Origin of the sequence: uncultured Piscinibacter sp., assembly GCF_937952055.1 — a bacterium.
Classification (GTDB): domain Bacteria; phylum Pseudomonadota; class Gammaproteobacteria; order Burkholderiales; family Burkholderiaceae_C; genus Piscinibacter.
Genome location: NZ_CALFYO010000021.1, coordinates 410,008 through 434,389, shown reverse-complemented (window position 1 = coordinate 434,389; position 24,382 = coordinate 410,008). Strand labels below are relative to the sequence as shown.

Sequence of the window (24,382 nt, the reverse complement as noted above, 5' to 3'; positions counted from 1 at the left end):
TCGATGGGTGCCGACTCCGCAGTCTCCCGGCGTGTCGCCGCAGCCTCCGGCTTGGCGCTGTCGCGGCTTGGCGCCTGGCCGCGGCGGCTGGCCATTGCGATGGCGGTGCTGCTGGCGCTGTGGGCGCTGGCCTGGCTGGCCGTGCCGCCGATCCTCAAGTCGCAGGCGCAGGGACGGCTGTCCGCGCTGCTGGGCCGCAGCGTCAGCCTCGCTGAGGTGGACTTCCGGCCCTGGAGCCTGGAACTGACGGTCCGCGACCTCGAGGTCGGCCCTTCCGCCGGCAGCGAGCAGCCGCTGCTGCGCTGGTCACGCGCCTACGTCAATGCCGACGCCGCCTCGCTGTGGCGGCGCGCGCCCGTGTTCTCCGCGATCGAGCTCGATGGCGTGCAGATCCACGTCGCGCGACTGGCGCCAGGGCAGTACGACATCGACGATCTGCTGGCCCGCTTCGTCTCCGATCCGTCAGTGCCGGCCGACAGCGAGCCGGCGCGATTCGCGCTCTACAACCTGCGGCTGCGCGATGCCGCGCTGACCTTTGATGACCGGCCGGCGCGGCGCGTGCATCGCGTCGATTCGCTGCAGGTCTCGCTGCCGTTCATCTCCAGCCTGCCGGCGCATCTGGAGGTGACCGTCGAGCCGCATGTCGCGTTCAAGCTCGACGGCGCGGCCTTCGACAGCGGCGCACAGGCCACGCCCTTCGCCGCACAGCACAGCGGCGAGCTGAAGATGGCCGTCGCCGGGCTCGACCTCGCCCACTACGCACCTTACTTGCCCGCATCGCTGCCCCTGCGCCTGCAGCGCGGCGTGCTGTCCGCGGACGTGGCGCTGCGCTTCGAACTGCCCGAGGGCGCCGACCCGCGCATGGCAGTCAGCGGCAGCACCAGGCTCGAGAACTTCGCCATCGCCGACGCCGAAGGTACTGCGCTGCTCGACTGGCGGCACCTGCAGATCGCGCTGCGCGACGTGCAGCCGTTTGCCCGGCGTGTGGCGCTCGGGCCCGTCAAGCTCGACGGTGCGAACCTGCACCTCAGTCGGACAGCCGACGGCGTGCTGAACCTGCGGCGCCTGGGCGGCGGCGCAGCCCCGGTGGCGGCCGCCGCCAGCGCGCCGGCGTCCGGCGCGACGTCCGGCGCTGCGGCAGGTTCGGCCTGGCAGGCGAGCATCGAGCAGGTCGATGTCGACGACGCGAGGGTGCGCTGGAACGATGCATCGACGCGGCCGGCCGCGGCGCTGCAGTTCGACGCGATCCGCGTGCAGGCCGGGAAGATCGTCTGGCCGATGCGTGCAGGCACGCCGGTGAACCTGGTCGCCACCCTGCGAAGCCAGGCGGCGCAGGCGCCGCCGGCGGGCCAACTCGCCGTCGAGGCGCAGGTCGGCGATGGGGAGGCCAGCGGGACGTTGGCGCTGAGCGACCTCAACCTCCCCGAGCTGGCGCCCTACGTGGCGCAGGTGCTGCTGCCGCGTCTCGAAGGCCGCGCCACGCTGAAGGGGCGCTTCGACTGGCGAAGCGGCGCCGATGCGCCGCGTGCCAGCCTCCACATCGACGACGCCGGCATCGACGGCCTGCGGCTGGTGTCCGGCAGCGGTCGGGCGGTGCGCGACGAGGTGGCACTGAAGCAGATCACGGTGTCCGGGGCGCACATCGACCTGCTCGCGCGCGAGCTCGAGCTCGCGCGCGTGGTGCTGGCGCGGCCGGCGGTGACTGCGGTGCGTGACGCTCGCGGGAACTGGAACCTGTTGTCGCTGACGCCGCACGCGGCGCCCTCCGCACCTGCGGCTGCCGCGAGCGCTGCGGACGCAACGCCCTGGGCAGTGCGTCTCAAGGAGCTGCAACTCGACGGCGGGCGCGTGCGCGTGAGCGATGCCTTCGCGTCCGCTCGCGCTGCGGACACTCCGCTGCGCATCGATGCCGCGGCCGTGCACCTGCGCGTGCAGGATTTCACCTGGCCCGCACGCGGCGGCGCGCCGGCGCGCGTGCAGTTCGGCGCGCGCGTGGCCGGCGTGACCGCGGCGGGGCAGTCGGCAGCGGCGCCCGGCAGCGTCGAGTGGAATGGCCGCCTGCTGGCCGAGCCTCTGAGCGCGAAGGGCAGGCTGCGCGTCGACCGGTTCCCGGTGCATGCCTTCGAGCCCTACTTCGCCGAGCAGCTGCCGGTCAGCCTGCTGCGTGCCGAGGCTGCCTGGCAGGGCGATCTCGACGTGCGGGCCGCCCCGGCGGGCTGGGCGATCAATGCGAGCGGCGACGCGCGGCTGTCCGACGTGCGCGTGCACACCCGTGCCGCGTCGGCGTCGGGCGGCGGCGACGAATTGTTGGCCTGGCAGTCGTTGCAGCTCGACGGCCTGCGCTTCGCGATGGTGCCCGCGAGCACCCCGCAACTGGAGATCCGCGAGGCGGCGCTGAGTGATTTCTTCGCGCGTCTGGTGATCACCGAGCAGGGACGGCTGAACCTGAGCAGCGTGGCCGCAGCCGACGGCGCTGCCAGTGCGCCCGCGGCCACGGCGTCGGCCGCCCCGGCGTCGGCCTCCGCCGCGTCGGCGCCCGGGACCAGCGAACTGCCGATCGCTGTCGCCGTCGGCGGCGTGAAGCTGAGCAGCGGCCGCATCGACTTCAGCGACCGCTTCATTCGCCCCAACTACAGCGCCAACCTGACCGAGCTCAACGGCACGCTGGGCGCGTTCCGCTCCGGCACGCGCGAGATGGCCACGCTGGAACTGCGCGGCCGCGCTGCCGGCACTGCGCTGCTGGACATCCGCGGCTCGTTGAACCCCACCGCGGACCCGCTGGCGCTGGACATCCAGGCCAAGGCCACCGACCTCGAGCTCGCGCCGCTGTCACCCTATGCCGGCAAGTACGCCGGCTACGCGATCGAGCGCGGCAAGCTGAGCATGGAGGTGGCCTACAAGATCTCGCCCGACGGCAGGCTGGAGGCGCGCAATCAGGTCATCCTCAACCAACTGACCTTCGGCGACAAGGTCGATTCGCCCGACGCGACGAAGCTGCCGGTGCTGCTGGCGGTCGCGCTGCTGAAGGATCGCAACGGCGTGATCGACATCAACCTGCCGATCAGCGGTTCGATCAATGACCCGCAGTTCAGCGTGTTCGGCATCGTGATCAAGGTGATCGGCAACCTGCTCGTGAAGGCGCTCACCGCGCCGTTCGCGCTGCTCGCCGGTGGTGGCGGCGAGGATCTCAGCCTGGTCGAGTTCCGGCCCGGCACGGCGTTCCTCAGCGATGCCGGCCGCAGTACGCTGGACAAGGTGGCCAAGGCACTGGTCGAACGCGAGGCGCTGAAGATGACCGTGACAGGCGCGGCGGATCCGGTCAGCGAGCGCGAGGCCTTCCGGCAGGCGGCGCTCGAGGCGCGGCTGCTCGCCGAGCGCAGGCGCGAGATGCTGCGTGACGGCGTTTCCGCCGCCGATGCCGATGCGCTGACCGCGCTGGATGCGGAGACGCGCGCGCGCATGCTCAAGACGGTCTACCGCGCCACCGAGCTGCCGAACAAGCCGCGCAACGCGTTCGGTTTCGCGCGCGACATCCCCGGCCCGGAGATGGAGGCGCTGCTGAAGGCGCACACTGCGGTGAGCACGGACGCGATGCGCGAGCTCGCACTGCAGCGCGGGCTGGCGGTGCGCGACGCGCTGCTTGCCAGCGGCCTGCCGGGAGAGCGCCTCTTCCTCGCCGCGCCGAAGCTGCGCGGCTCGGGCGAGGACGAGAAGGCCTGGACGCCGCGCGTGCAGCTCTCGCTGTCCACCCGCTGATCTCGACGCGATCAACGCGCCAGGCTGTTCCGCAATGGAACAGCCTGGGACTTCCCCTCGTATGTAGCCGTGTATCACCCGGGCGCTGGGCACCGGTGCAACACTGATTCCATCAGACGGCAGTCCACTGCCGCTGGCTCATTCAGCAGGAGACAAGCATGCGAGTCATTCCCATCGCGAACATGTTCGCCGAGTCGGGCTGCGAGGACGAGTCCTCCGGCCAGGTGCCCAAGCTCGACCTTCCTCTGGCACGGCGCGATTTCCTCAAGGGCTCGGGCGTGCTGATGGGCACGCTGGCCACCGGCAGCGTGCTGGCCGCGCTGGCGCCATCGACGGTGTGGGCCGTGGAGCTGAAGTCGCTCAGCAAGTCCGAGGGCGAGGCGCTGATGAAGATGGGCCGCACGCTCTATCCGCACAAGAAGCTGCCCGATGCGGTCTATGCGCTGCTTGCCAAGGACCTCGACGCCAAGGCCGCGGGGGATGCCGGTGCCGCAAAGCTGCTCAGGGAAGGCATCGCCGCGCTGAACCAGGCCGCCGGCGGCAGCTTCGCCAAGGCCAGCGAGAAGAAGCGCAAGGAAATCGTCAAGGGCATGGAAGGCCAGCCCTTCTTCGCCACGGTGCGCGGCCAGTGCATCACGTCGCTGTACGACAACGACATGGCCTACAAGGTGTTCGGCTACCCCGGCTCGGCCTGGGAGAAGGGTGGCTACATCACGCGCGGCTTCCAGGACCTGAAGTGGTTGCCGGCGCCCCCGCTCGAGGCGAGCCCCAAGCCCTACCTCTGATCCCGTCCGGCAGCAGGGCACAAGACACCAGGAGACACGACATGGCGAAATTCGACTTCAACGACGACTCGGTCGTCGTCATCATCGGTTCGGGGGCGGGCGGCGGCACGCTGGCCAACGAGCTGTGCCAGAAGGGCATCAAGGTCGTCGTGCTGGAGGCAGGCGCGGTGCAGTCGCCGGCCAGCTTCATCAACGACGAGTGGAAGTCCTTCGGCCAGCTCGCCTGGCTGGACCCGCGCACCACCTCCGGCAGCTGGCGCGTCGCCAAGGACTTCGCCGGCCTGCCGGCGTGGATCTGCAAGACGGTGGGCGGAACCACGACGCACTGGGCGGGCGCCTCGCTGCGCTTCCAGGAGCACGAGTTCAAGATCAAAACCCACTATGGCGACATCAAGGGCGCCAACCTGATGGACTGGCCGCTGACGCTGCAGGAACTCGAGCCCTACTACGCCCGCGCCGAGGACAAGATGGGCGTGACGCGCACCACCGGCATCCCGGGCCTGCCGGGCAACAACAACTTCAAGGTGTTCCACGCCGGCGCGAAGAAGCTCGGCTACCGCGAGGTGCACACGGGCAACATGGCCATCAACAGCCAGCCGCGCGACGGCCGCGGCCGCTGCATGCAGCTCGGCTTCTGCTTCCAGGGCTGCAAGAGCGGCGCGAAGTGGAGCACGCTGTACACCGAACTGCCCAAGGCCGAGGCCACCGGCAACCTGGACCTGCGGCCGGAGTCGCATGTCGCGAAGATCGAGCACGACGACAAGGGCAAGGTCACCGGCGTCGTCTACTTCGACAAGGCCGGCAAGGAGCAGCGCCAGAAGGCGCGCATCGTCTGCGTGGCCGGCAACTCGATCGAGACGCCGCGCCTGCTGCTGCTGTCGGCTTCGAATATGTTCAAGGACGGGCTGGCGAACTCCTCGGGCCAGGTCGGCCGCAACTACATGCGCCACATGACCGGCTCGGTCTACGCCGCCTTCAAGAACCCGGTGCACATGTACCGCGGCACGACGATGGCCGGCATCATCCGCGACGAGGCCGCTCACGACCCGAAGCGCGGCTTCGCCGGCGGCTACGAGATGGAGACGCTCTCCCTGGGCGTGCCCTTCATGGCGGCCTTCCTCGACCCCGGCGCCTGGGGCGAGGACTTCGCTTGGTGGATGGACCACTACACCCACTTGGCCGGCATGTGGCTGGTGGGCGAGGACATGCCCCGCGAGGGCAACCGCATCACGCTGAATGCGAACGTGAAGGACAAGTGGGGGCTGGCGGCGCCGAACGTGCACTTCGACGACCACGACAACGACATCGCCATGCGCAACCACGCCTTCGCGCAGGGCGAGAAGGTCTACAAGGCGGCAGGGGCGATCCGGACCTATCGCACGCCGCCGTACCCGTCGACGCACAACCTGGGCACCTGCCGCATGGGGGCGTCGGCGAAGGACAGCGTGTGCAACGCCCACGGCCAGACGCACGACATCGCCAACCTGTTCATCTCCGACGGCAGCCAGTTCACCACCGGCGGCGCGGAGAACCCGACGCTGACGATCGTCACGCTGGCGATCCGCCAGGCCGAGTACATCGCCAAGCAGATGAGCGCGCGTACCATCTGAGCAAGACTGCAGGGAGATCCCCGATGTGCGAATACTTCGTCAAGGCCGATCCGATCCAGTACGAACAGCGCTCGCGCACCATACGCATCCACGGCGTGCTGACCAGCATCCGGCTGGAGAACATGGTCTGGGACATCCTGGCCGAGATGGCCGAGGCGGAGGGCTGCACGACCAACCACCTGATCGTGCAGTTCCACGACGAGATCCTGGCGCACCGCGGTGAGGTGCCCAATTTCGCCTCGTTCCTGCGCGTCACCGGCATGCGCTTCCTGCGGCGCAAGCTGATCGAGCTGGAGCGAGGCCCCGCCGTGGGGGAGTCGGCGCGCCCGGAAGACGGCGGAGTGGCGTCCGCCCCGTCGCGAGCCAAGGTCGTGGCGATGGGCGCGCGCTCCTGATTTTCCCTCTTGCCTTTTCTTCTGGAGTTCGCATGGCCAAGGTCATCCACACCATGATCCGTGTGCTGGATCTGGACAAGTCGATGAAGTTCTATGCCGACGTGCTCGGCCTCACCGAGTCGCATCGGCTCGACTTCCCCGAGTTCGCGCTCGTCTATCTGCGCAATGCCGAAAACGACGTCGAGATCGAACTGACGCTGAACAAGGGTCGCACCGAGCCCTACACGCATGGCACCGGCTACGGCCACGTCGGCGTGGTGGTGCCGGACGCGGCGGCGGCGCATGCCGCGCTGCTGGCCCAGGGCTACGAGCCGGCGCCGGTGAAGGAATTCAAGCGCGGCGAGGAGTTGCTGGCGCGCTTCTTCTTTATCCAGGACCCGGATGGGTACAAGATTGAACTACTGGAACGCCACGGCCATTACCGGTAGATTCGAAGGGTTCGGCCGGATCAGGCGACGGCCGAGTCGGTAGTTCATAACACGCCCCTCCCGAGGAGACACAAGTGAAGAAGTCGTCAGGTTCATTCCTGCTGGCAGGCATTGCCTGCGCCGCCATGCTGGCTCTGCCCGTCCATGCGCAGCAGAACATCGAGAAGCTCAAGCAGATGAAGGTCGCCACCACCGACCTCAACATCCCGGTCGTGCCGCAGGAAGGCAAGAACGCCGAGGCCATCCGCAACAACCTCAAGCGGGTCAAGCTGCCGCCGGGATTCAGCATCGAACTGTTCGCGATCGTGCCCGATGCGCGTCACATGGCCGTGGCGCCCAGCACCAACATGCTTTTCGTCGGGACGCGCAAGACGACCGTCTGGGCCGTCACCGACCGCAACAGCGACGGCGTGGCCGACGAGGTGAAGTCCTTCGCCCCCTCGCTGAAGTTCACCAACCCCAATGGCGTGTGCTGGACCAAGGACGGCTTCCTGATCGTCGCCGAGCACAACCGCGTGCTGAACTTCCCGGCCGCCGAGTTCTTCTACGAAGGCCCGGACGTCGCGGTGATCGAGGTGGTGGGCCAGGGCAAGCTGGTCCCGCCCGAGGAGGAGTCGTACAACCACGGCGCCCGCACCTGCCGCGTCAGCGACGACGGCAAGCTCTACATCACCCTGGGGCAGCCGTACAACGTTCAGCCGCGCGAGAAGGTGGCGATGTACGAGCAGTTGGGCATCGGCGGCATGATCCGCCTGAACCCGTTCGACGGCTCGGGCCGCGAGGTGGTGGCGCGCGGCGTGCGCAACTCGGTCGGCATGGACATCAACCCGAAGGACAAGACGGTCTGGTTCACGGACAACCAGACCGACGGCATGGGTGACGACACCCCGCCGGGCGAGCTCAACCGCATCACCAAGGCGGGCGGCGAGCACTTCGGCTACCCGTTCATCCACGGCAACAACGTGCAGATCGCCGGCACGGCCGCCGCGCCGGACCTCAAGGACATGAAGGCGCCGGCGAACTGGACGAAGCCGCAGATCGAGTTCCCGGCGCACCAGGCGCAGCTGGGCATGACGTTCTACAACGGCAAGATGTTCCCGGCGCAGTACCGTGGCGGCATCTTCGTGGCCTCGCACGGCTCGTGGAACCGCACCAAGGCGAGCGGCGGATTGGTGAACTTCGTCTCGCTCAAGGCCGACGGCACGGCGGACAAGAGCACCGTGTTCGCCGAGGGCTGGCTCGACAGCGAGACCGGTACCTACCGTGGCCGCCCGGTCGACGTGGCGGTGATGAAAGACGGTTCGCTGCTGGTGTCCGACGACTACGCCGGCGCGATCTACCGCATCACCTACAGCGCACCGTGAGGTCGCTGACGCTGACCATGCTGCTGGCCGCCGCGCTTCCCGGCGCGGCGGTCGCCGGCGACGCCGCAGCGGGCAAGCAGAAGGCCTTGCAGGCCTGTGCTGTCTGCCACGGCCAGGTCGGTCTCGCGGCTGCCCCCGAGACGCCCAATCTCGCCGGCGAGCCCGAGGGCTACATCGCCCGGCAACTGCGCGCCTTCCGCAGCGGCAAGCGCCAGCACGAGGTGATGAGTGTCATCGCCAAGTCGCTCAGCGACGAGGAGATCGACAACGTGGCGGCGTGGTTCTCGTCGATCAAGGTGACGGCCACCGCGCCTTGACCTGAGGCAGGTGCGCGCCGGGATGGCGCGCACCTCCAGAAAATCTCTAACGGCAAACCCCGTCGCGGCGCGCGAGGCCTTCGCGTAGCCTCGCGGCGCGCGAGCTCGCGCCATGACCGTCTGCACACCCACAACATGAACAAGCCCCTGCCGCTGTCCACGCTCGCCATCGCGCTCGCCGCTGCCTTCCCTGCGCACGCCCAGGTCGAACTCGACCCCGTCGTCGTCACTGCCGAGCGCACCCGTCAAGCCAGCTTCGATGCGCCGGCCGCGATCACCGCCGTCACGCGCGACGTGATCGACAACGGCGGCTTCCAGGTCAATCTGTCCGAGGCGCTGAACCGCGTGCCGGGCATCAGCGTGCTGAACCGGCAGAACTACGCGCAGGACCTGCAGCTCTCCATCCGTGGCTTCGGCTCGCGCTCCACCTTCGGCATCCGCGGCGTGCGGCTGATCGTCGACGGCATCCCGGCGACCATGCCTGACGGCCAGGGGCAGGCTTCGACGATCGCGCTGGGCTCGGCGCAGCGCATCGAGGTGCTGCGCGGCCCGCTGGCGCAGCTGTATGGCAACGCCGCCGGCGGCGTGGTGCAGGTGTTCACCGGCACCGACGCCACCGTGCCCACGCTCAGCACCACCTTCGGCGTCGGCCCGTACGAGCAGAACAAGGTCGGCGTGAAGTTCGGCCACAACGGCGAGCGCGACAGCGTGGTGCTCGACGCCATGCGCTATTCGACCAACGGCTACCGCGATCACAGCGAGGCGCAGCGCACGCAGATCAACGCCAAGTGGACGCGCATGATCGACGCAGACTCGTCGATCAGCCTGGTGGCCAATGCCTTCGACCAGCCGCTGGCGCTCGACCCGCTCGGTCTGACGCGCGCGCAGTGGGAGGCCGACCCGACGCAGGCTGTCGCGCTGGCCACCCAGCAGAACTCGGGCAAGGTGGTCAGCCAGAACCAGATCGGCAGTGTCTACGAGCGGCGGCTCACGCCGCAGACGACGCTCACCACGCGCGTCTATTTCGGCTCCCGCGACCTGGAGAACCGCCTGTCGATCCCGCCGGGGCCTCAGCAGTCGCCCACTTCTTCGGGCGGCATCGTCGACTTCGTGCGCAGCTATTCAGGTCTGCTCGCCCAGCTCGGACACGAGGTGCGCCTGGATGGCGACCGCGTGCTGCGCCTGACCGGCGGCATGGAGTACGACCGCAGCCAGGAGGACCGCCAGGGCTACATCAACGATGGCGGTGTGCAGGGTGCGCTCAAGCGCGACGAGCTGAACACGGTGCGCAACGCCGACTTCTTCGCGCAGGCCTCGTGGGACCTGCTCGCCTCGCTGACCGCGATGGCGGGGGTGCGCGCCAGCGAGGTCAAGTTCAGCAGCGACGACCGATTCATCGTCCCGGGCAACCCGGACGACAGCGGCAGCGTGGACTTCAGCGCCACCAGCCCGGTGGTCGGACTGACCTTCCGCGCCAGGCCGACGCTCAACCTTTACGCCCACACGGGGCGCGGCTTCGAGACGCCGACCTTCACCGAACTCGCCTATCGCCCGCCCTGCGCGACGCCCGCGCCGGCAGGCTGCGTGGAAACCGGTCTCAACACCGAACTGAAGGCCTCGAAGAGCCGCCATGCCGAGGTCGGCGTGAAGTGGAAGTTCGCGCCGGACCACCGCATCGACGTGGCGCTGTTCGACATCGTCACGCGCAACGAGATCGTCGTCGACACCAGCAGCGGCGGCCGCACCACCTTCAAGAACGCCGGCCGCACGACCCGCCGCGGCGCCGAGTTCATGTACACCGGGCTGCTCGCCGAGTCGCTGCGTGCCACGCTCAGCCTGTCGGCGCTGAAGGCGCGCTTCGACGACCCCTTCGTCAGCGGCAGCGGCGCGGCGGCGGTGAACATCCCCGAGGGCAACCGCCTGCCGGGCACGCCGGAGCGCAGCGGCTTCGCCGAGCTTGCCTGGTCGCCGAAAGCGGCCTGGGGCGGCTTCCACAGCGGTGTCGAGCTGGTGCACACCGGCAAGCTCTACGTCAACGACGCCAACACCGACGCCGCGCCCGCCGCCACCGTGCTCAACCTGCGCGCCGGCTTCGTTCAGAAGGCGGGCCCCTGGACCTTCAGCCAGCTGTTGCGCGTGGAGAACGCCACCGACAGGAAGTACGCAGGTTCGGTGATCGTCAACGATTCGAACGGCCGCTTCTTCGAGCCGGCGCTGCCGCGCAACTGGATGCTGGCGTTCACGGTCAGGCACGAGTTCAGGTAAGTTCCGCAGCGCGGGCGCGACCGAGCACGCGGAGGTTCGTCATGGCGGGCACGATCGAGACCATCACCCTGGGCGGCGGCTGTTTCTGGTGCATCGAGGCGGTGTACGAGCGCGTGCGCGGCGTCACCGCCGTCGAGTCCGGCTACTGCAACGGCCAGTCGGCGCGGCCGAGCTACGAGCAGGTTTGCAGCGGCGACACCGGTTGCGTGGAGGCGGTGCGGGTCAGCTTCGACACTGCCGCGATCTCGTTGCGTGAGGTGCTGGAGATCTTCTTCGTCGTGCACGACCCGACCACCCTGAACCGCCAGGGCAACGACGTCGGCACGCAGTACCGCTCGGGCATCTACTTCCGCTCCACCGAGCAGGAGCGCGTGGCCCGCGAGGTGATCGCGGAGGTGAATGCCAAGCTCGGCGGCCGTGTGGTCACCGAAGTGCTGCCCGAGCGCGACTACTGGCGCGCCGAGGACTACCACCAGCACTATTTCGCCAACCACCCTGGGCAGGGCTACTGCGCGTTCGTCGTCGCGCCCAAGGTGGAGAAGTTCCGCAAGACCTTTGCACAACGGGTGCGCGAGGGCTGAACCGCAACACGCTGCCTGCTTGGCCCGGGCCGGGACCGCGCGAGCTTCCGGACGGGCGGGGGCGGGCGCCTCAGGGAGCGAGGCGTTCGCGTACCCATTGCCCGCCGTCGAGGCGGTAGCGCAGGCGGTCGTGCAGGCGCGACTTGCGTCCCTGCCAGAACTCCCAGCGGTCCGGAACGAGGCGGTAACCGCCCCAGTGCGGCGGTCTCGGCGGCTGCAGCAGGAACTTCGCGCCGTAGCGCGCCGCGTTGGCGACCAGCACCGCGCGTGACTCGATCACCTGGCTTTGCGGCGAGGCCCATGCGCCGATACGCGAGTCGAGCGGGCGCGACTGGTAGTAGGCGTCGGACTCGGCCGCATCGACCTTGTCCACGCGGCCCTCGATGCGCACCACCCGTTCGAGCTCGACCCAGTGGAACTGCAATGCGGCGTACGGCTGTGCGGCGAGCTCCCGACCCTTGCGGCTCTCGTAGTTCGTGTACCAGACGATGCCTCGCGCGTCGTAGCCCTTGATCAGCACCACGCGTGTCGACGGTCGGCCGTCCGGCGCCACGGTGGCCACCGTCATCGCGTTGGGCTCGGGCAACTCGGCGCTCAGCGCCTGACGGAACCAGTGCTCGAACTGCACCAGCGGGTCGGCGGCGCTGGCCGTTTCGTCGAGCTCGTCGCGTTCGTAGCTCTTGCGCAGGTCGGCGATGGAACGGGTCTTGTCGGTCATGGGCTCATCCGTGCAGGCGCGTGGGCCACATCCTAGGGCTAACCCGGCTGACAGTTGTTGCTAGGCAAATCTGCTTACGGGGAAGGCCTTAGGTGAACGTCCCACTACCTCAATCACGGCCCGGCTCCCATTCTCGGGTGCAACGACGTGTCGCACGAACGCAGCCGCGTCGATCTGGCGTTCAACAACAAGAGGGGTCGCGCGATGAAGGCGCAGCCGGCGGTGATCGTGTTGGCAGCGGGCAGGGGCAGCCGCTTTCTCGGGGCGGACCACAAGCTCGCGCAGCGGATCGGCAGCGCCACGATCCTCGCGACGACGCTGCGCCACGCCGTTGCCACGCAGCTGCCGGTGGTGGTGGTCACCACCGAGGTCTTCGCCGAGGCAGCGCGCCGCAGCGTTGCCGCTCGCGACGTGATCGTGCTGCCCGAGGTGGGCTCGGCAGGCCACGAGGGTCTCGGCATGGGCTATTCGATCGCGGCCGGCGTAAGCGCCAGCCCGGGCGCCGGAGGCTGGCTCATGCTGCCCGGCGACATGCCGGTGGTGAAGACGGAGACGCTGCTCGAGGTGGCTCGCGAGCTCGCTCACCATGCCGTGGTGTTCGCCCAGCATCGGGGTGTCCGTGGCCACCCGGTGGGCTTCTCCGCCGAGCTGTATTCCGAGCTGACGGCCTTGCGTGGCGACGAGGGCGCGCGGCGCCTGGTGGCACGCTATCCGGCGATCGGTGTCGAGGTCGACGACCCCGGCGTGCTGATCGACGTCGACACCGAGGCCGACCTGGAGAGCGTTCGCCTGGCGCAGCGGCGAGGCGCGGACGACGCGGAGCAGCGCCTGTAGGCGCTGTTCAGGCCGGCTGGATCAGCGACAGCGCAAGCTTCTCCAGCCGCTCGATCTCGCGGTCGCGGATGCCGTGCTGCCGCAGCGAGGCAGCGGTTTCCAGCAGGTACTCCAGCGTGCTGCCGTAGCGCCCGCGCGCGTGGCGCAGGATGTCGAGCATCTCCGCCTCGGCGATGTCGCCGGTGTGGGCCGGGCTGTCGCGGTCCAGGGTGAAGGCCAGCGCCTGGACCGTGCCCAGCGGCGTGCGACAGGGCAGCCAGCGCGGGTCGTAGACGCCGGTGGGCATCTCGCGCGCCCACAATCGTTCGAGTTCCTGCTCGGCGCGCTCGCGCGCCACGCGGTACACCACGCCCCGGCAGGAGCCTCCGGAGACCAGCGCGAACACCAGCCCGGGTCGCTGCGGCGTGCCGCGGTTGATGCGCGAGCGCATGCGAAGGGCGCGATGCCAGCCATGCACCGCGGCGCCGCGTTGCTCGTCGGCGTCGAACTCGGGGCGCCAGATCAGCGAGGCGTAGCCGAACACCCACAAGTCGCCGTCGCCGCCCCAGCGACGCAGTGTCTCGTCGAGCATGGTGCGCGGGTCGCGCAACACGAGCGGGTCGCCTTCGTCCGTCATGGTCGAACTCTAGAATGATCCGAACAACTTCGAGCAGTAAAGCATGAGCGATGCCCACGATGATGCACAGAGTTACGCGCTGCTGGCCGTGGCCGGTGTCGTGGCGCTGGTGGTCGCGGGTGTGCTGGTGCTGGCGGTGTCCAGAGGCGGGCCGCGCGCCCCGGCAGCGGCACCGACCCCGCCGGCGGCGGCCGCAGCCACGGACCTGCCGCGCATCTACTTCGAGGTGGACTCCGATGTCCTGCCGGCCGGGGCGATGGAGGTGCTGGACCGGGTGGCCGACGCCGCACGGGCCACCCCGGGTGCCGCGGTGCTGATCTCGGGTTACCACGACGCCAGCGGCAACCCCGAGTACAACGCCGACCTCGCCAAGCGGCGCGCCCAGGCGGTGCGCCATGCGCTCGAGGCCAACGGTGTGCCGCCGGCGCAGCTCACGCTCGACAAGCCGCAACAGACCGCCGGCGGCGCCGACGCCCGCGAGGCTCGCCGCGTCGAACTGCGTCTGCAGTAGGGCGAAAGCGCGGTTTGTTTTGACGATGTAACCAGGTTACTAGACAATCCGAAGCGAAGTTACGGCTCCGGAGGTTTTCATGCGACCTGTTCTCCTCGAAGTCACGCAGCGCATCCGCGAGCGCAGCGCCGCGCCCCGTGCCGCCTACCTGGCCCGCGTGCAGGCGGCGATCGACCGCCCGCGCGGCGCCGACCGCATGGGTTGCGCGAACGTGGCGCATGCCTTCGCCGCGCTGCCGGCCAGCGACAAGCTGCGCGTGGTGGCCGAGCGCGCGCCGAACATCGGCGTGGTCACCGCCTACAACGACATGCTTTCGGCACACCAGCCCTACGAGGGCTTCCCCGCCGTGATCCGCGACGAGGCGCGCAAGCTCGGCGCCACCGTGCAAGTGGCCGGTGGCGTGCCGGCGATGTGCGACGGCGTCACGCAGGGCCTGCCGGGCATGGAGCTGAGCCTGTTCTCGCGCGACACCATTGCGATGGGCACGGCGATCGCGCTCACCCACGATGTCTTCGACGCCGCCCTGCTGCTCGGGGTGTGCGACAAGATCGTGCCGGGCCTGCTCATCGGCGCGCTGCACTTTGGCCACTTGCCTTGCGTGTTCGTGCCCGCCGGGCCGATGGGCAGCGGGCTGTCGAATACCGAGAAGTCCAAGGTGCGGGAGCAGTTCGCGCAGGGGCTGGTCGGCCGCGACAAGCTGCTCGAGGCCGAGTCGGCCGCCTACCATGGCGCCGGCACCTGCACCTTCTACGGCACGGCCAACAGCAACCAGATGCTGCTCGAGGCGATGGGCCTGCATGTGCCTGGCGCGGCCTTCGTGCACCCTCATGCGTCGATGCGCGAGGCGCTGACGCGCGCGGCGGTGCGGTCGGTGCTCGGCATCACCAAGGGGCGGCGCTTCACGCCCATCGGACAGCTGGTCGACGAGCGTGTCATCGTCAATGCCATGGTCGCGCTGCTCGCCACCGGCGGCTCGACCAACCACCTGATCCACTGGGTGGCGGTGGCGCGTGCGGCCGGCATCCTGATCGACTGGACCGACTTCAGCGACCTCTCCAAGGACACGCCGCTGCTGGCGCGCGTCTACCCCAACGGCAGCGCCGATGTGAACGAATTCCAGGCGGCCGGCGGCCCGGGCTTCGTGATCCGCGAATTGCTCGACGGTGGCTTCATGCACGGCGACGTGGCGACCGTCGTCGAGGGCGGCCTGCGCGAATTCGGCAAGCTGCCGGCGCAGGAGGGCGGCACGCTGCGCTGGCGCGACCTGCCGGCGCACAGCGGCGATGCGAGCGTGGTGCGCCCGGCGGCGGCGCCGTTCAGCGCCGAAGGTGGGCTGAAGCTGCTCACCGGCAACCTGGGTCGCGCGGTGATCAAGGTCTCGGCGGTGCCCGACGACCGCCACGTGGTGGAAGCGCCGGCGCGTGTGTTCGACTCGCAGGAAGCCCTGCTGGCCGCCTTCAAGGCGGGAGAACTCGAGCGCGACCTGGTGGCGGTGGTGCGCTTCCAGGGCCCGCGCGCCAACGGCATGCCCGAACTGCACAAGCTCACGCCACCGCTGGCGGTGCTGCAGGGCAAGGGCTTCAAGGTCGCGCTGGTCACCGATGGCCGCATGAGCGGTGCCTCGGGCAAGGTGCCGGCGGCGATCCACGTCAGCCCCGAGGCGCTGGCCGAAGGTTCGCTGGGGCGGGTGCGCGACGGCGACCTGATCCGTCTCGACGCGGTGGCGGGCACGCTGGAGGCCCTGGTCGACCCGGCCGATTGGGCCGCACGGAAGCCTGCGCATCTGAGCGACGCCGCGGCCGACAACAATGCCCACGGCCTCGGCCGCGAGCTGTTCGGCGGCCTGCGCCGCAACGTGCGCAGCGCCGAAGAGGGCGCCTGCACCTGGTTCTGAACAAGGAAAGGTTCGCGATGAACACGCTCGAACTCGCCACCCACGGCCCGGTGATCCCGGTCATCGTCATCCACGACCTCGCCGACGCGGTGCCGATGGCTCGCGCACTGGTCGACGGCGGCGTCAGGGTGCTGGAGATCACGCTGCGCACGCCGGTGGCACTGCGCTGCATGGAGGCGATCGCGCGCGAGGTGCCGGAGGCGATCGTCGGCGCCGGCACCCTCCGCAGCGGCGCCGACGTGCAATCGGCGCGCGATGCCGGCTGCCGCTTCGGCGTGAGCCCGGGTTACACCAGCGACTTGGGTCACTACTGCCGCAACCTGAGCCTGCCCCTGCTGCCCGGCGTGGCCAGCGCCAGCGAGGTGATGCAGGCCAACGCCGACGGCTACCAGTTCCTCAAGTTCTTCCCCGCCACCGCCGCGGGCGGCATCCCGATGCTCAAGGCGCTGCACGGTCCCTTCCCGGACGTGGCCTTCTGCCCGACCGGCGGCATCACGCCGGAGACAGCGCCGCAGTTCCTTGCCTTGCCCAATGTCAAGGTTTGCGGCGGCTCCTGGCTGACGCCCCCCGAGGCCGTGACCGCGAAGGACTGGGCCCGCATCACCCGTCTTGCCCGTGAGGCCGGCGCGTTGCGCCGCACTTGACGTGCCGTAACAAGGTACCGCGGGGCTGCGGCAAAATTCCGCGCATGAGTGAAGTGCAACAGCCCCAACCGGTCACGCCCGAGTTGCGGGCATGGATCATCGAGCAGGCCAAGGCAGGCGCACAGCCCGAGACGGTGCTGGCGTCGATGAAGGCCAGCGGCTGGCGCGAGGACGTGGCGGTCACCGCGCTGGAAGAGACGCTGCGCGGTTTTCTCGACGAGCGTGCCAAGGCCGCGCAGCTGCCGCCGCCTGTGCCCGTGCCCGACCCGCTGCCCGCCGGCGGCGGCATCCCGACCACGCTGAAGACGCCGGACCGAGACGTGCGTGTCGTGCTTGCCATGCGCGACCCGCGCGTGATCGTCTTCGGCGGCCTGCTGTCGCACCAGGAATGCGACGAGCTGATGGCGATGGCGGCCAAGCGTCTGACCCGCTCCGAAACGGTGCAGACCGACACCGGCGCCAGCGAGATCAATGCGGCCCGCACCAGCCAGGGCATGTTCTTCGACCGCGGCGAGAACGAGCTGTGCCGCCGCATCGAGGCGCGCATCGCCGCGCTGATCGGCTGGCCGGTCGACAACGGCGAGGGCATCCAGGTGCTCAGCTACAAGCCGGGCGCCGAGTACAAGCCTCACTACGACTACTTCGATCCCGCCCAGCCGGGCACGCCCACCATTCTCAAGCGCGGCGGCCAGCGCGTCGCCACCGTGGTGATGTACCTCAACGATCCGGTGGTCGGGGGGGGCACCACCTTCCCCGACGTGCAACTCGAGGTCGCGCCGGTGAAGGGCAACGCGGTGTTCTTCAGCTACGAGCGGGCCCACCCGTCAAGCAAGACCCTGCACGGCGGCGCGCCGGTGGTCGAGGGTGAGAAGTGGGTTGCCACCAAGTGGCTGCGGGAAGGGGTGTTCCGTTGACGAACGATGCCGGTCTGCTGGCCGGCATCACCGTGATCGACCTCACCCGGCTGCTGCCGGGCCCGCTGGCCACTCGGCATCTCGCCGAGATGGGCGCGAGGGTGCTGAAGATCGAGGGGCCGGCGCGCGACGGCCAGGAGGACGGCTCGCGCCACATGGGGCTGTCACGCGCCGACCGCGAGGCCGGCCGGCCGAGCCTGACCTTCCGCCTGCTCAACGAAGGCAAGGAGTTGCGCGAGATCGACCTGCGCAGCGAGACCGGCCGCGCCGAACTGGTCGATCTCGCGCGCACGGCCGACCTGCTCGTCGAGGGCTTCCGCCCGGGGGTGATGGACAAGCTCGGCCTCGGCTGGCACACGCTTCATGCGCTCAACCCCAGGCTCGTGATGTGCGCGATCAGCGGCTACGGCCAGCACAACGCCTGGTCGCACCGCGCCGGCCACGACATCAACTACATCGCCATGGCCGGCGTGCTGGAGCAGATCGGCACGGCGGACGGCGAGGTGGCCGTGCCCAACTTCCAGATCGGCGACCTGATGGGCGGCACGCAGGCCGCGGTCTCGGGCATGCTGGCCGCGCTGCTGTCGGCGCAGCGCGGCGGGCAGGGGCGCTACGTCGACATCTCGATGACGCACGAGGTCTACCGCCACCACGTGCTGGCGCGCATCACGCTGGAGGCCACCGGACGCACCCCTGCGCCCGGCCGTGACCTGCTCTCAGGCGGAGCTCCCTGTTATGGCGCCTACCGCTGCGCCGACGGTCGATTCGTGGCGGTGGGCGCGCTGGAGATGAAGTTCTGGCGCAGGCTGTGCGAGGCTTTGCAGCGGCCCGAGTGGATCGAGCAGCACTGGTCGCGCGGACTGGTCCCGGGCGGCGAAGCTTCGATGGCGCTGCGCGCCGAACTGGCCCGGGTGTTCGCAACGCAGTCGATGGCCCGATGGGCCGAGCTGTTCGAGCAGGTCGATGCCTGCGTGACGCCGGTATTGCGACTGGACGAACTCAGCCGGCATCCGGTGCACGCCGTCGGTCAGCCACCGATCGCCGCGGCCCGTTGATCCTCGCGAGCGCTCCGCTCGTCCACATCCGTCAGGAATCCATCCATGAACAAGTTCGTCGCCCTGCCGGTCGCTGCCGCACTCTCCGCGGGCGGCCTCGCGCAAGCCACCGCTCCCGCGGAAGCCCCGGCCGCTACGGCCGCCGCCAAGCAGGACGCCAAGCCCGCGGCCAAGAAGACCGAGACGAAGAAGGTGGCCAAGAAGGAGAGCAAGGCCGCCGCGGCCAAGCCGACCGCCTGAAGTGCTTTCCCCGCGCGCAGAACCCGGCTTCGGCCGGGTTCTTCGTTGGTGGGGCGCCGGCAGTGGCGCGATCAGGCGCGCAGACGCCCCGGTGCCGAATGCGCGAAGGGCCGGCTGTTCTCGATGTGCCGCCACTTGCGCTGTTCCCAGGTCTGCGGGCCCTCCAGCGGCCAGGTCTCGATCAGCGGCGCCAGCTCCACGCGGGGCAGTCGCGCGAAGGAAGGGCCGGCAGCGCGCAGCAGCCAGCGGCCGCGGCGCAATCGCGCGGGCAGCGCGGCGTGCCCGTCACCGACCCAGTAGACGCAGGCGCGCTCGGCCCAGAAGGCCTGGCGCTCGAAGTTCACGCGACCGGCGAAGCCGGTGTAGTCCGGAAACACCAGTGCCTCGTCCGCCGTCTCGACGATGGCGTACAGCAGGTCGCCGGGCGAATGGCCCGCGCCGCGGTGCACGAATACGACACGCTGGATGTCCTGCGCATTGACGCGGTCGACCTCTGCGTCCTCGCGGTAGACGACGATCTCCTGCCCTTGCCAGGCGGTGCGCCAGGTGGTTCTCATGGCCGGTCCTCCAACGACTTTTCGAGTGCGAAGGCCAACCATAGCCTCAGGTGCTTGTCACACTGTGTCGAGACGCTTCAAGCTGCAAGCAGGGCTGTCGTGACTGCTGCGGCCAGTCCGGCGACGAGCGCGCTGCCGACGCGCAGCGCATAGGTCGTGCCGCCCGACGCGAAGGCGGTGACGAGCCGCATCGTCGTGTTCGAGCCGAGGGCCAGCAGCACGCCACCGAGCATGGTGCGCGCATCGATCTGCGCGGCGGCGAACAGCGACAACAGCGAGGCGATCGGCGCATGGGCGTCGGCCAGCGCGGCCAATGCCGCGCTGGCGAGTGCGCCGCCGGTGCCGAAGCGCTGCTGGGCCCGGCCGACGAGCAGCGCCACGCCGGCCAGCATCAGGGCGACCAGCAACGCCTCGCGCAGGCGCAGTGCGCCGCGTTCGCCGATCACCGGCGCCTGGGCGTCTCGGCCGGGCCCGAAAGACCACAGCGCGGCCACCGCCAGCGTGCCGCCGAGCCCGGCCATCGCCGGCCACCACAGCAGCGCCAGCGCCGGCCGCGACAGCGCGGCGGCGAGCGCGAGCATCTGCACCCAGGTGGCGCAGCCCGACAGGGCGCCGGCGGCCGCGGCCAGCGCCGCCGGCACGTGGTCCGAACGCGCGCGCGCGCCGAAGGCCGCCACCGTGGCGGTGCTCGAGACGAAGCCGCCGAAGAAGCCGGACGCAGCCATCCCGAAACGCGCGCCGAACAGGCGCAGAGCCACATGGCCGGCGGCCTGCAGGACGAGGATGAGCAGCACCAGCGAGGCCAGCGGCCGGGCACGCATGCCGGCGAGCCAGGGCAGCGGCTCGTCGGGCACCAGCGGCAGCAGCACGAGCGCGATGCCGGCGAGCATCAGGCCGTCGTGCAGCTCGCGCTGGCTGAGCCATTTCGTGGCGAAGTGATGCAACTGCATGCGTGCGGCGAGCAGCACGGCCAGCGTGGTGCCGCAGGCCGCGCCGAGCAGCGGCGAACGCACCGACAGCACGCCGACGAGATAGGTGGCGGCCAGTGCCAGCTCGGTGGTCAGACCGGGGTCGCGCGAGCGGCTGCGCGCATAGGACAGCGCCGCCATCAGGCCGACGAGCAGCGCGCCGCCGAGCACGAGGCCGGGTACCGCGAGGCTCTCCGACAGCGCGCCGAGCAGGGCGGCGATACTGAAGGTGCGCACGCCCGCTGCGGCGCGATCGTCGCCCTCGCCCTTGCGGCGCTCGCGCTCCAGCCCGATCAGCAGGCCGCAGCCGAGCGCCACCGCGATGCCGGTGGCCGAGGCCCCGACCGCGTCGAACGGGCTCAGACCTGCACCTGCGCCAGGTGTTCGGGCACGTGCACCGACCAGCCCAACTCGTCCGCGATGCGGCTGCGCAGCGCATCGGCCGCGGCCGGCTCGCCGTGCACGACGTAGGTCTGGCGCGGCGCACGGTCGAAGCCCTGCAGCCAGTGCATCAGTTCGTCGGCGTCGGCATGGCCCGAGAATCCCTCGAGGTGGCTGACCTTCGCCTTCACCGCGACGTACTCGCCGAAGATCTTCACCTCGGTCGCCCCCTCGATCAGCTTGGCACCGCGCGTGCCGGCGACCTGGAAGCCGGGGAAGACGATCGAATGCTTCGGGTTTGGCGCCATCGCCTTGAGGTGGTGCAGCACGCGCCCGCCGGTGGCCATGCCGCTGGCCGAGATGATCACGCTCGGGAAGCGAGTGCGGGAAACCTTCTCCGACTGCTGCGGCGTGGCGACGATGGTCACGCCGTCGCACAGCGAATTCGCCTCTCGTGGGCTCAGACGCAGCAGCTTGCGGTGCTTCTGGTAGAGCGTCGTGGCAGCGGTGGCCATCGGGCTGTCGAGGTAGACGGGCAGGTCCTGCGGGATCTCGCCGCTGGTCTTCAGGCGGTGCAGCACCAGCATCAGCGCCTGGGCACGACCCACGGCGAAGGACGGCAGCAGCACCGAGCCGCCGCGGCGCAGCGTGGCGCGGATGGTCGCCCCGAGCTGCTGTTGCGGATCCTCCTTCGGGTGCACGCGGTTGCCGTAGGTCGACTCCACGAGCAGCACGTCGGCATGCGGCACGCGCTTCGGCGCGGGCATGAGCAGGTCGTCGTCGCGGCCGACGTCGCCGGAGTAGACCAGCGTCACGTCGCGATGCCGCAGCGTCACCGAGCAGGCGCCGAGCAGGTGGCCCACCGGCGTGAGCTCGGCGAGCACGTTGCCCAGCCGTACCGTCTTTCCGGCGGGCAGCGGCGTGAGCCGCGCGATCGCGCGCTTGGCGTCGGCCACTGTATACAGCGGCAGCGCTGGCGCGTGGCGCGAGAAGCCGTAGCGGTTGGCGCGGCGCGCGTCCTCCTCCTGCAGATGGGCGCTGTCGAGCAGCAGCACCTCGGCGAGATCGCGCGTGGCCTGGGTACAGTGCACCGCGCCCTTGAAGCCTTGCTTGACCAGCGCGGGCAGGTAGCCGCTGTGGTCGAGGTGGGCGTGGCTGAGCACGACGGCGTCGATCTCCCGCGCCGGCAGCGGCAGCGGCGCCCAGTTGCGTTCTCGCAGCGTCTTGAAGCCCTGGAACAGGCCGCAGTCGAGCAGGATCGTCTGGCCGTCGATGTCGACGAGGTGGCGCGAGCCGGTGACCGTGTCGGCGGCGCCGAGAAAATGGATCTTCATGGGTGAAGCCTAGCGCACGGCCGCAGCGTCGGGATTGACGCCGCTCGGGTTGGCGAGAATGCCGCCATGCGTCTGTTCATCGCCCTCTGGCCCGACGACGAGGTGCGCCGGCAGCTTGCCGCCGCGCAGGCGGCCTGGGGCTGGCGTTCGCGCGCCGTGCGCGTGCCGCCCGAGCGGCTGCATCTCACGCTGCACTTCCTCGGCGAGGTGTCCGAGCCCGTCGCGGAAGCCTTGCGCGAGCGGCTGCCGCCGTCAGGCCTCGCCTGCGAGCTGTGCCTGGACCGGCCGTCGCTGTGGCCGCACGGCATCGCGGTGCTGGAGGCCGGGACCGTTCCGCCGGCACTGGCCGAACTGCACGGCGAGCTGGCCCTGCGGCTGCAGGCCCTCGGCCTTCGCACCGAAGGACGCGCTTTCCGCCCGCACGTGACGCTGGCCCGGCATGCGCAGGGGTCGCGGCCGCCGTCCGGGTTCGAGTCGATCCGCTGGGCCGTCTCAGGCTACGCGCTGGTGCACTCGCGCAGCGGGCCGCCGCTGCACTACGAACTGCTGCAGCAGGTCGGCGTCTGATCAGTCGCCCAGCGACAGCAGCGCAAAGCTGACCAGCCAGTGCGTGGCGGCGAAGTCGCCGCCGGTGACGTGCGGCCAGGCCGCCGCGCGGTGCGCCTGCGCGGCTTCGCGACAGCGTGCGGCCAGCGGCGCGTCCAGGGCGGTCGACAGCGCCTCCAGGCACCAGGCGCGCGACAGGTTCAGCCCGTCCAGATGCACGCCCTGCGCATCGATGCGATCGCTCACGCGGGCCGGCCGCATCCACCGTTCGAGCGCGTCGGCGCGCGGCACGAAGGCGGTCCACCAGGCGGCGAACCCTTCACCGAGCAGCATGCGCATCAGCAGCGCTTCGAGCAGGCCGGGCGAGAGGAAGTCGGCACCGCCCGGCTCGTAATCGGCCGGGTAGCTGCGGTCGTCGCCGAACCAGCGCCGGGCGCTGCGCTCGATCGTCGCGTTCAGGCCCGGCTCACCGAAGCGCCGTGCCAGCAGCATGGCGAAGGCCGAGTTGGCGTGGGTGCCGGCGCGCACCGCGTAGTGGCTGCGCTCGAGGTAGTGCGCGAGCCGCGCCGCCACCTCCACGCTGAACGGACGCAGCGCCTCGGCCCAGGCGGCTCGTCGTGGCAGGGCGCTGTCGGGCGTGTCCAGCTCGGCCTGCAGCGCGAGCAGCCAGGCCCAGCCGTAGGGCCGCTCGAAGCCGCGACGCCGCGGGTGTGCCGCATAGGCGCGCTCCGCCGCCAGCAGGCTCGCCACGAAGCGCTCGTCGAAGTGCGCCACGATGTCCTCGCGCTGCGGCAGCGCCGGCTGCCGGCGCAACAGCCGCAGCAGCGACCAGTGCATGTGCACGCTCGAGTGCCAGTCGTAGCTGCCGTCGAAGACCGGGTGGATCGCCGATGGCAGCGCCAGGTCGCGTTCGTCGAGGATCAGGTGGTCCAGCTTGTGCGGAAAGCGCTGGCGCACCGCCGCGAGCGCACACGCGGCCAGGCGCGATGCCTCGGCCGGGCCCAGCGGCAGCGGCGCCATCAGGCCGCGACGACGATCGCGAAGCGCGCGCGCAGCGCGTCACCTGCCGGCTCGAAGGGAACGGTGAGCGCGGCGCGGTCCTCGGCCCGAAGGCGCTGCCAGAGGAAGTCGCGTGCATTGCCCGGATCGTCCTGCACGTAGACCTGCGTCGTCAGCAGCTCGCGCTGGCCGAGCGTGACCTTCAGGTGGATGTGCGGCGTCCGCCCGCTGTACCGCGCCGGGCGCAGGGTGCGGAAGCGGTAGGTGCCGTCGGCGCCGACCGCCACCCGGCCGAAGCCCTGGAAGTCGGGATCGGCTCGGCCGCCGTCGCCGGGGTGGTGGTAGTGGCCCTGCTGGTCGCATTGCCAGATCTCCACGGCGCCACCTTTCAGCGCGCGGCCGTCGGTGTCGGTCACCACGCCCTCCAGCCATGCCGCCCGGCCCTGCGTGTAGCGTCGCGCGCCCTGCACCAGCAGGTCGCCGTCGATGTCGTCGGGCAGGTCCAGCGGATAGAAGGGGCCCTCGGTCTGCGCCGGCGTCGGTCGCAGGCGGCCCTGCGCAAGCGCAGCGCGCCAGACCATGGGGGCGGCCAGCGCGATCGCGCTGCCGAAGATCAGACGGCGTCGGGTGCGGGGCAAGGTGTCCATCGAGGCTCCGATCGATACGGCGT

General features: G+C 70.2%; 24 protein-coding genes. 17 read left to right on the top strand and 7 right to left on the bottom strand.

What is annotated here, in order from left to right; genetic code table 11:
• Positions 1–3 precede the first annotated feature (3 nt).
• The 9 genes from Q0599_RS16300 to msrA all read left to right on the top strand — a co-directional run bounded on the left by Q0599_RS16300 (position 4) and on the right by msrA (position 11,501).
• Complete coding sequence (locus tag Q0599_RS16300; RefSeq protein WP_298831515.1) at positions 4–3,756, top strand: DUF748 domain-containing protein; 3,753 nt, start codon at positions 4–6, stop codon at positions 3,754–3,756.
• A 182-nt stretch (positions 3,757–3,938) separates the two neighbouring features.
• Positions 3,939–4,541 carry a twin-arginine translocation signal domain-containing protein gene (locus Q0599_RS16295; protein WP_298832743.1) on the top strand — a complete coding sequence of 201 codons (603 nt, stop codon included), beginning with the start codon at positions 3,939–3,941 and terminating at the stop codon, positions 4,539–4,541.
• 41 nt (positions 4,542–4,582) lie between these two features.
• Positions 4,583–6,151, top strand: a complete 1,569-nt coding sequence (locus tag Q0599_RS16290; RefSeq protein ID WP_298831512.1) for a GMC family oxidoreductase — start codon at positions 4,583–4,585, stop codon at positions 6,149–6,151.
• Between the two features lie 23 nt (positions 6,152–6,174).
• Complete coding sequence (locus Q0599_RS16285) at positions 6,175–6,546, top strand: ribbon-helix-helix domain-containing protein (protein WP_298831510.1); 372 nt, start codon at positions 6,175–6,177, stop codon at positions 6,544–6,546.
• Positions 6,547–6,578: 32 nt separating this feature from the next.
• A complete protein-coding gene (locus Q0599_RS16280; RefSeq protein WP_298831508.1) occupies positions 6,579–6,974 on the top strand; it encodes a VOC family protein in 396 nt (131 codons plus the stop codon).
• Positions 6,975–7,099: 125 nt separating this feature from the next.
• A complete protein-coding gene (locus Q0599_RS16275) occupies positions 7,100–8,338 on the top strand; it encodes a PQQ-dependent sugar dehydrogenase (RefSeq protein WP_298832740.1) in 1,239 nt (412 codons plus the stop codon).
• Positions 8,335–8,655, top strand: coding sequence for a cytochrome c (locus tag Q0599_RS16270; RefSeq protein WP_298831505.1), 321 nt, complete (start codon positions 8,335–8,337; stop codon positions 8,653–8,655). The genes Q0599_RS16275 and Q0599_RS16270 overlap by 4 nt, the downstream gene beginning before the upstream one ends.
• A 135-nt stretch (positions 8,656–8,790) precedes the next feature.
• A complete protein-coding gene (locus Q0599_RS16265; RefSeq protein WP_298831502.1) occupies positions 8,791–10,920 on the top strand; it encodes a TonB-dependent receptor in 2,130 nt (709 codons plus the stop codon).
• A 41-nt stretch (positions 10,921–10,961) separates the two neighbouring features.
• The gene (gene msrA / locus Q0599_RS16260) at positions 10,962–11,501 is read left to right on the top strand and encodes a peptide-methionine (S)-S-oxide reductase MsrA (protein ID WP_298831499.1); all 540 of its coding nucleotides are present in this window, start codon (positions 10,962–10,964) and stop codon (positions 11,499–11,501) included.
• A gap of 70 nt (positions 11,502–11,571) precedes the next feature.
• Here the strand turns inward: msrA and pdxH are convergent, their stop codons facing one another.
• Positions 11,572–12,219 (bottom strand): pyridoxamine 5'-phosphate oxidase, encoded by a 648-nt coding sequence (gene pdxH, locus Q0599_RS16255; RefSeq protein WP_298831496.1) that lies wholly within the window; start codon positions 12,217–12,219, stop codon positions 11,572–11,574.
• A 147-nt stretch (positions 12,220–12,366) separates the two neighbouring features.
• Here pdxH and Q0599_RS16250 point away from each other — a divergent pair, with 147 nt between their 5' ends.
• Complete coding sequence (locus Q0599_RS16250; RefSeq protein WP_367180957.1) at positions 12,367–13,053, top strand: nucleotidyltransferase family protein; 687 nt, start codon at positions 12,367–12,369, stop codon at positions 13,051–13,053.
• Positions 13,054–13,060: 7 nt separating this feature from the next.
• On the opposite strand, the gene Q0599_RS16245 is transcribed toward Q0599_RS16250, so the two are convergent.
• Positions 13,061–13,669: a gamma-glutamylcyclotransferase gene (locus Q0599_RS16245; RefSeq protein ID WP_298831493.1), complete on the bottom strand. Its 609-nt coding sequence runs from the start codon at positions 13,667–13,669 to the stop codon at positions 13,061–13,063.
• Positions 13,670–13,712: 43 nt separating this feature from the next.
• Here Q0599_RS16245 and Q0599_RS16240 point away from each other — a divergent pair, with 43 nt between their 5' ends.
• The 6 genes from Q0599_RS16240 (at position 13,713) to Q0599_RS16215 (ending at position 18,927) form a co-directional block, all read left to right on the top strand.
• Entirely contained in the window at positions 13,713–14,180 is a 468-nt protein-coding gene (locus Q0599_RS16240; protein WP_298831490.1) for an OmpA family protein, read from the top strand.
• A gap of 79 nt (positions 14,181–14,259) precedes the next feature.
• Entirely contained in the window at positions 14,260–16,074 is a 1,815-nt protein-coding gene (gene edd, locus Q0599_RS16235) for a phosphogluconate dehydratase (RefSeq protein WP_298831487.1), read from the top strand.
• Between the two features lie 17 nt (positions 16,075–16,091).
• Complete coding sequence (locus Q0599_RS16230; RefSeq protein WP_298831484.1) at positions 16,092–16,718, top strand: bifunctional 4-hydroxy-2-oxoglutarate aldolase/2-dehydro-3-deoxy-phosphogluconate aldolase; 627 nt, start codon at positions 16,092–16,094, stop codon at positions 16,716–16,718.
• 44 nt (positions 16,719–16,762) lie between these two features.
• Positions 16,763–17,632 (top strand): 2OG-Fe(II) oxygenase, encoded by an 870-nt coding sequence (locus tag Q0599_RS16225; protein WP_298831481.1) that lies wholly within the window; start codon positions 16,763–16,765, stop codon positions 17,630–17,632.
• Positions 17,629–18,687, top strand: a complete 1,059-nt coding sequence (locus tag Q0599_RS16220) for a CaiB/BaiF CoA-transferase family protein (protein WP_298831478.1) — start codon at positions 17,629–17,631, stop codon at positions 18,685–18,687. The genes Q0599_RS16225 and Q0599_RS16220 overlap by 4 nt, the downstream gene beginning before the upstream one ends.
• A gap of 45 nt (positions 18,688–18,732) precedes the next feature.
• Positions 18,733–18,927 carry a hypothetical protein gene (locus Q0599_RS16215; protein ID WP_298831475.1) on the top strand — a complete coding sequence of 65 codons (195 nt, stop codon included), beginning with the start codon at positions 18,733–18,735 and terminating at the stop codon, positions 18,925–18,927.
• Between the two features lie 71 nt (positions 18,928–18,998).
• On the opposite strand, the gene Q0599_RS16210 is transcribed toward Q0599_RS16215, so the two are convergent.
• The 3 genes from Q0599_RS16210 to Q0599_RS16200 all read right to left on the bottom strand — a co-directional run bounded on the left by Q0599_RS16210 (position 18,999) and on the right by Q0599_RS16200 (position 22,167).
• Entirely contained in the window at positions 18,999–19,484 is a 486-nt protein-coding gene (locus tag Q0599_RS16210) for a hypothetical protein (protein ID WP_298831471.1), read from the bottom strand.
• Between the two features lie 77 nt (positions 19,485–19,561).
• Positions 19,562–20,770 carry a DUF4010 domain-containing protein gene (locus tag Q0599_RS16205; protein ID WP_298831469.1) on the bottom strand — a complete coding sequence of 403 codons (1,209 nt, stop codon included), beginning with the start codon at positions 20,768–20,770 and terminating at the stop codon, positions 19,562–19,564.
• Positions 20,771–20,811: 41 nt separating this feature from the next.
• A complete protein-coding gene (locus Q0599_RS16200) occupies positions 20,812–22,167 on the bottom strand; it encodes an MBL fold metallo-hydrolase (RefSeq protein WP_298831465.1) in 1,356 nt (451 codons plus the stop codon).
• A gap of 66 nt (positions 22,168–22,233) precedes the next feature.
• On the opposite strand from Q0599_RS16200, the gene thpR reads away from it, so the two are divergent.
• Entirely contained in the window at positions 22,234–22,734 is a 501-nt protein-coding gene (gene thpR / locus Q0599_RS16195; RefSeq protein WP_298831462.1) for an RNA 2',3'-cyclic phosphodiesterase, read from the top strand.
• Here the strand turns inward: thpR and Q0599_RS16190 are convergent, their stop codons facing one another.
• Both Q0599_RS16190 and Q0599_RS16185 read right to left on the bottom strand, forming a co-directional pair.
• Positions 22,735–23,733 carry a DUF2891 domain-containing protein gene (locus Q0599_RS16190; protein ID WP_298831460.1) on the bottom strand — a complete coding sequence of 333 codons (999 nt, stop codon included), beginning with the start codon at positions 23,731–23,733 and terminating at the stop codon, positions 22,735–22,737. It lies immediately after the preceding gene.
• Positions 23,733–24,359 (bottom strand): protocatechuate 3,4-dioxygenase, encoded by a 627-nt coding sequence (locus tag Q0599_RS16185; RefSeq protein WP_298831456.1) that lies wholly within the window; start codon positions 24,357–24,359, stop codon positions 23,733–23,735. Before Q0599_RS16185 ends, Q0599_RS16190 begins: the two co-directional genes overlap by 1 nt.
• Between the last annotated feature and the right edge of the window lie 23 nt (positions 24,360–24,382).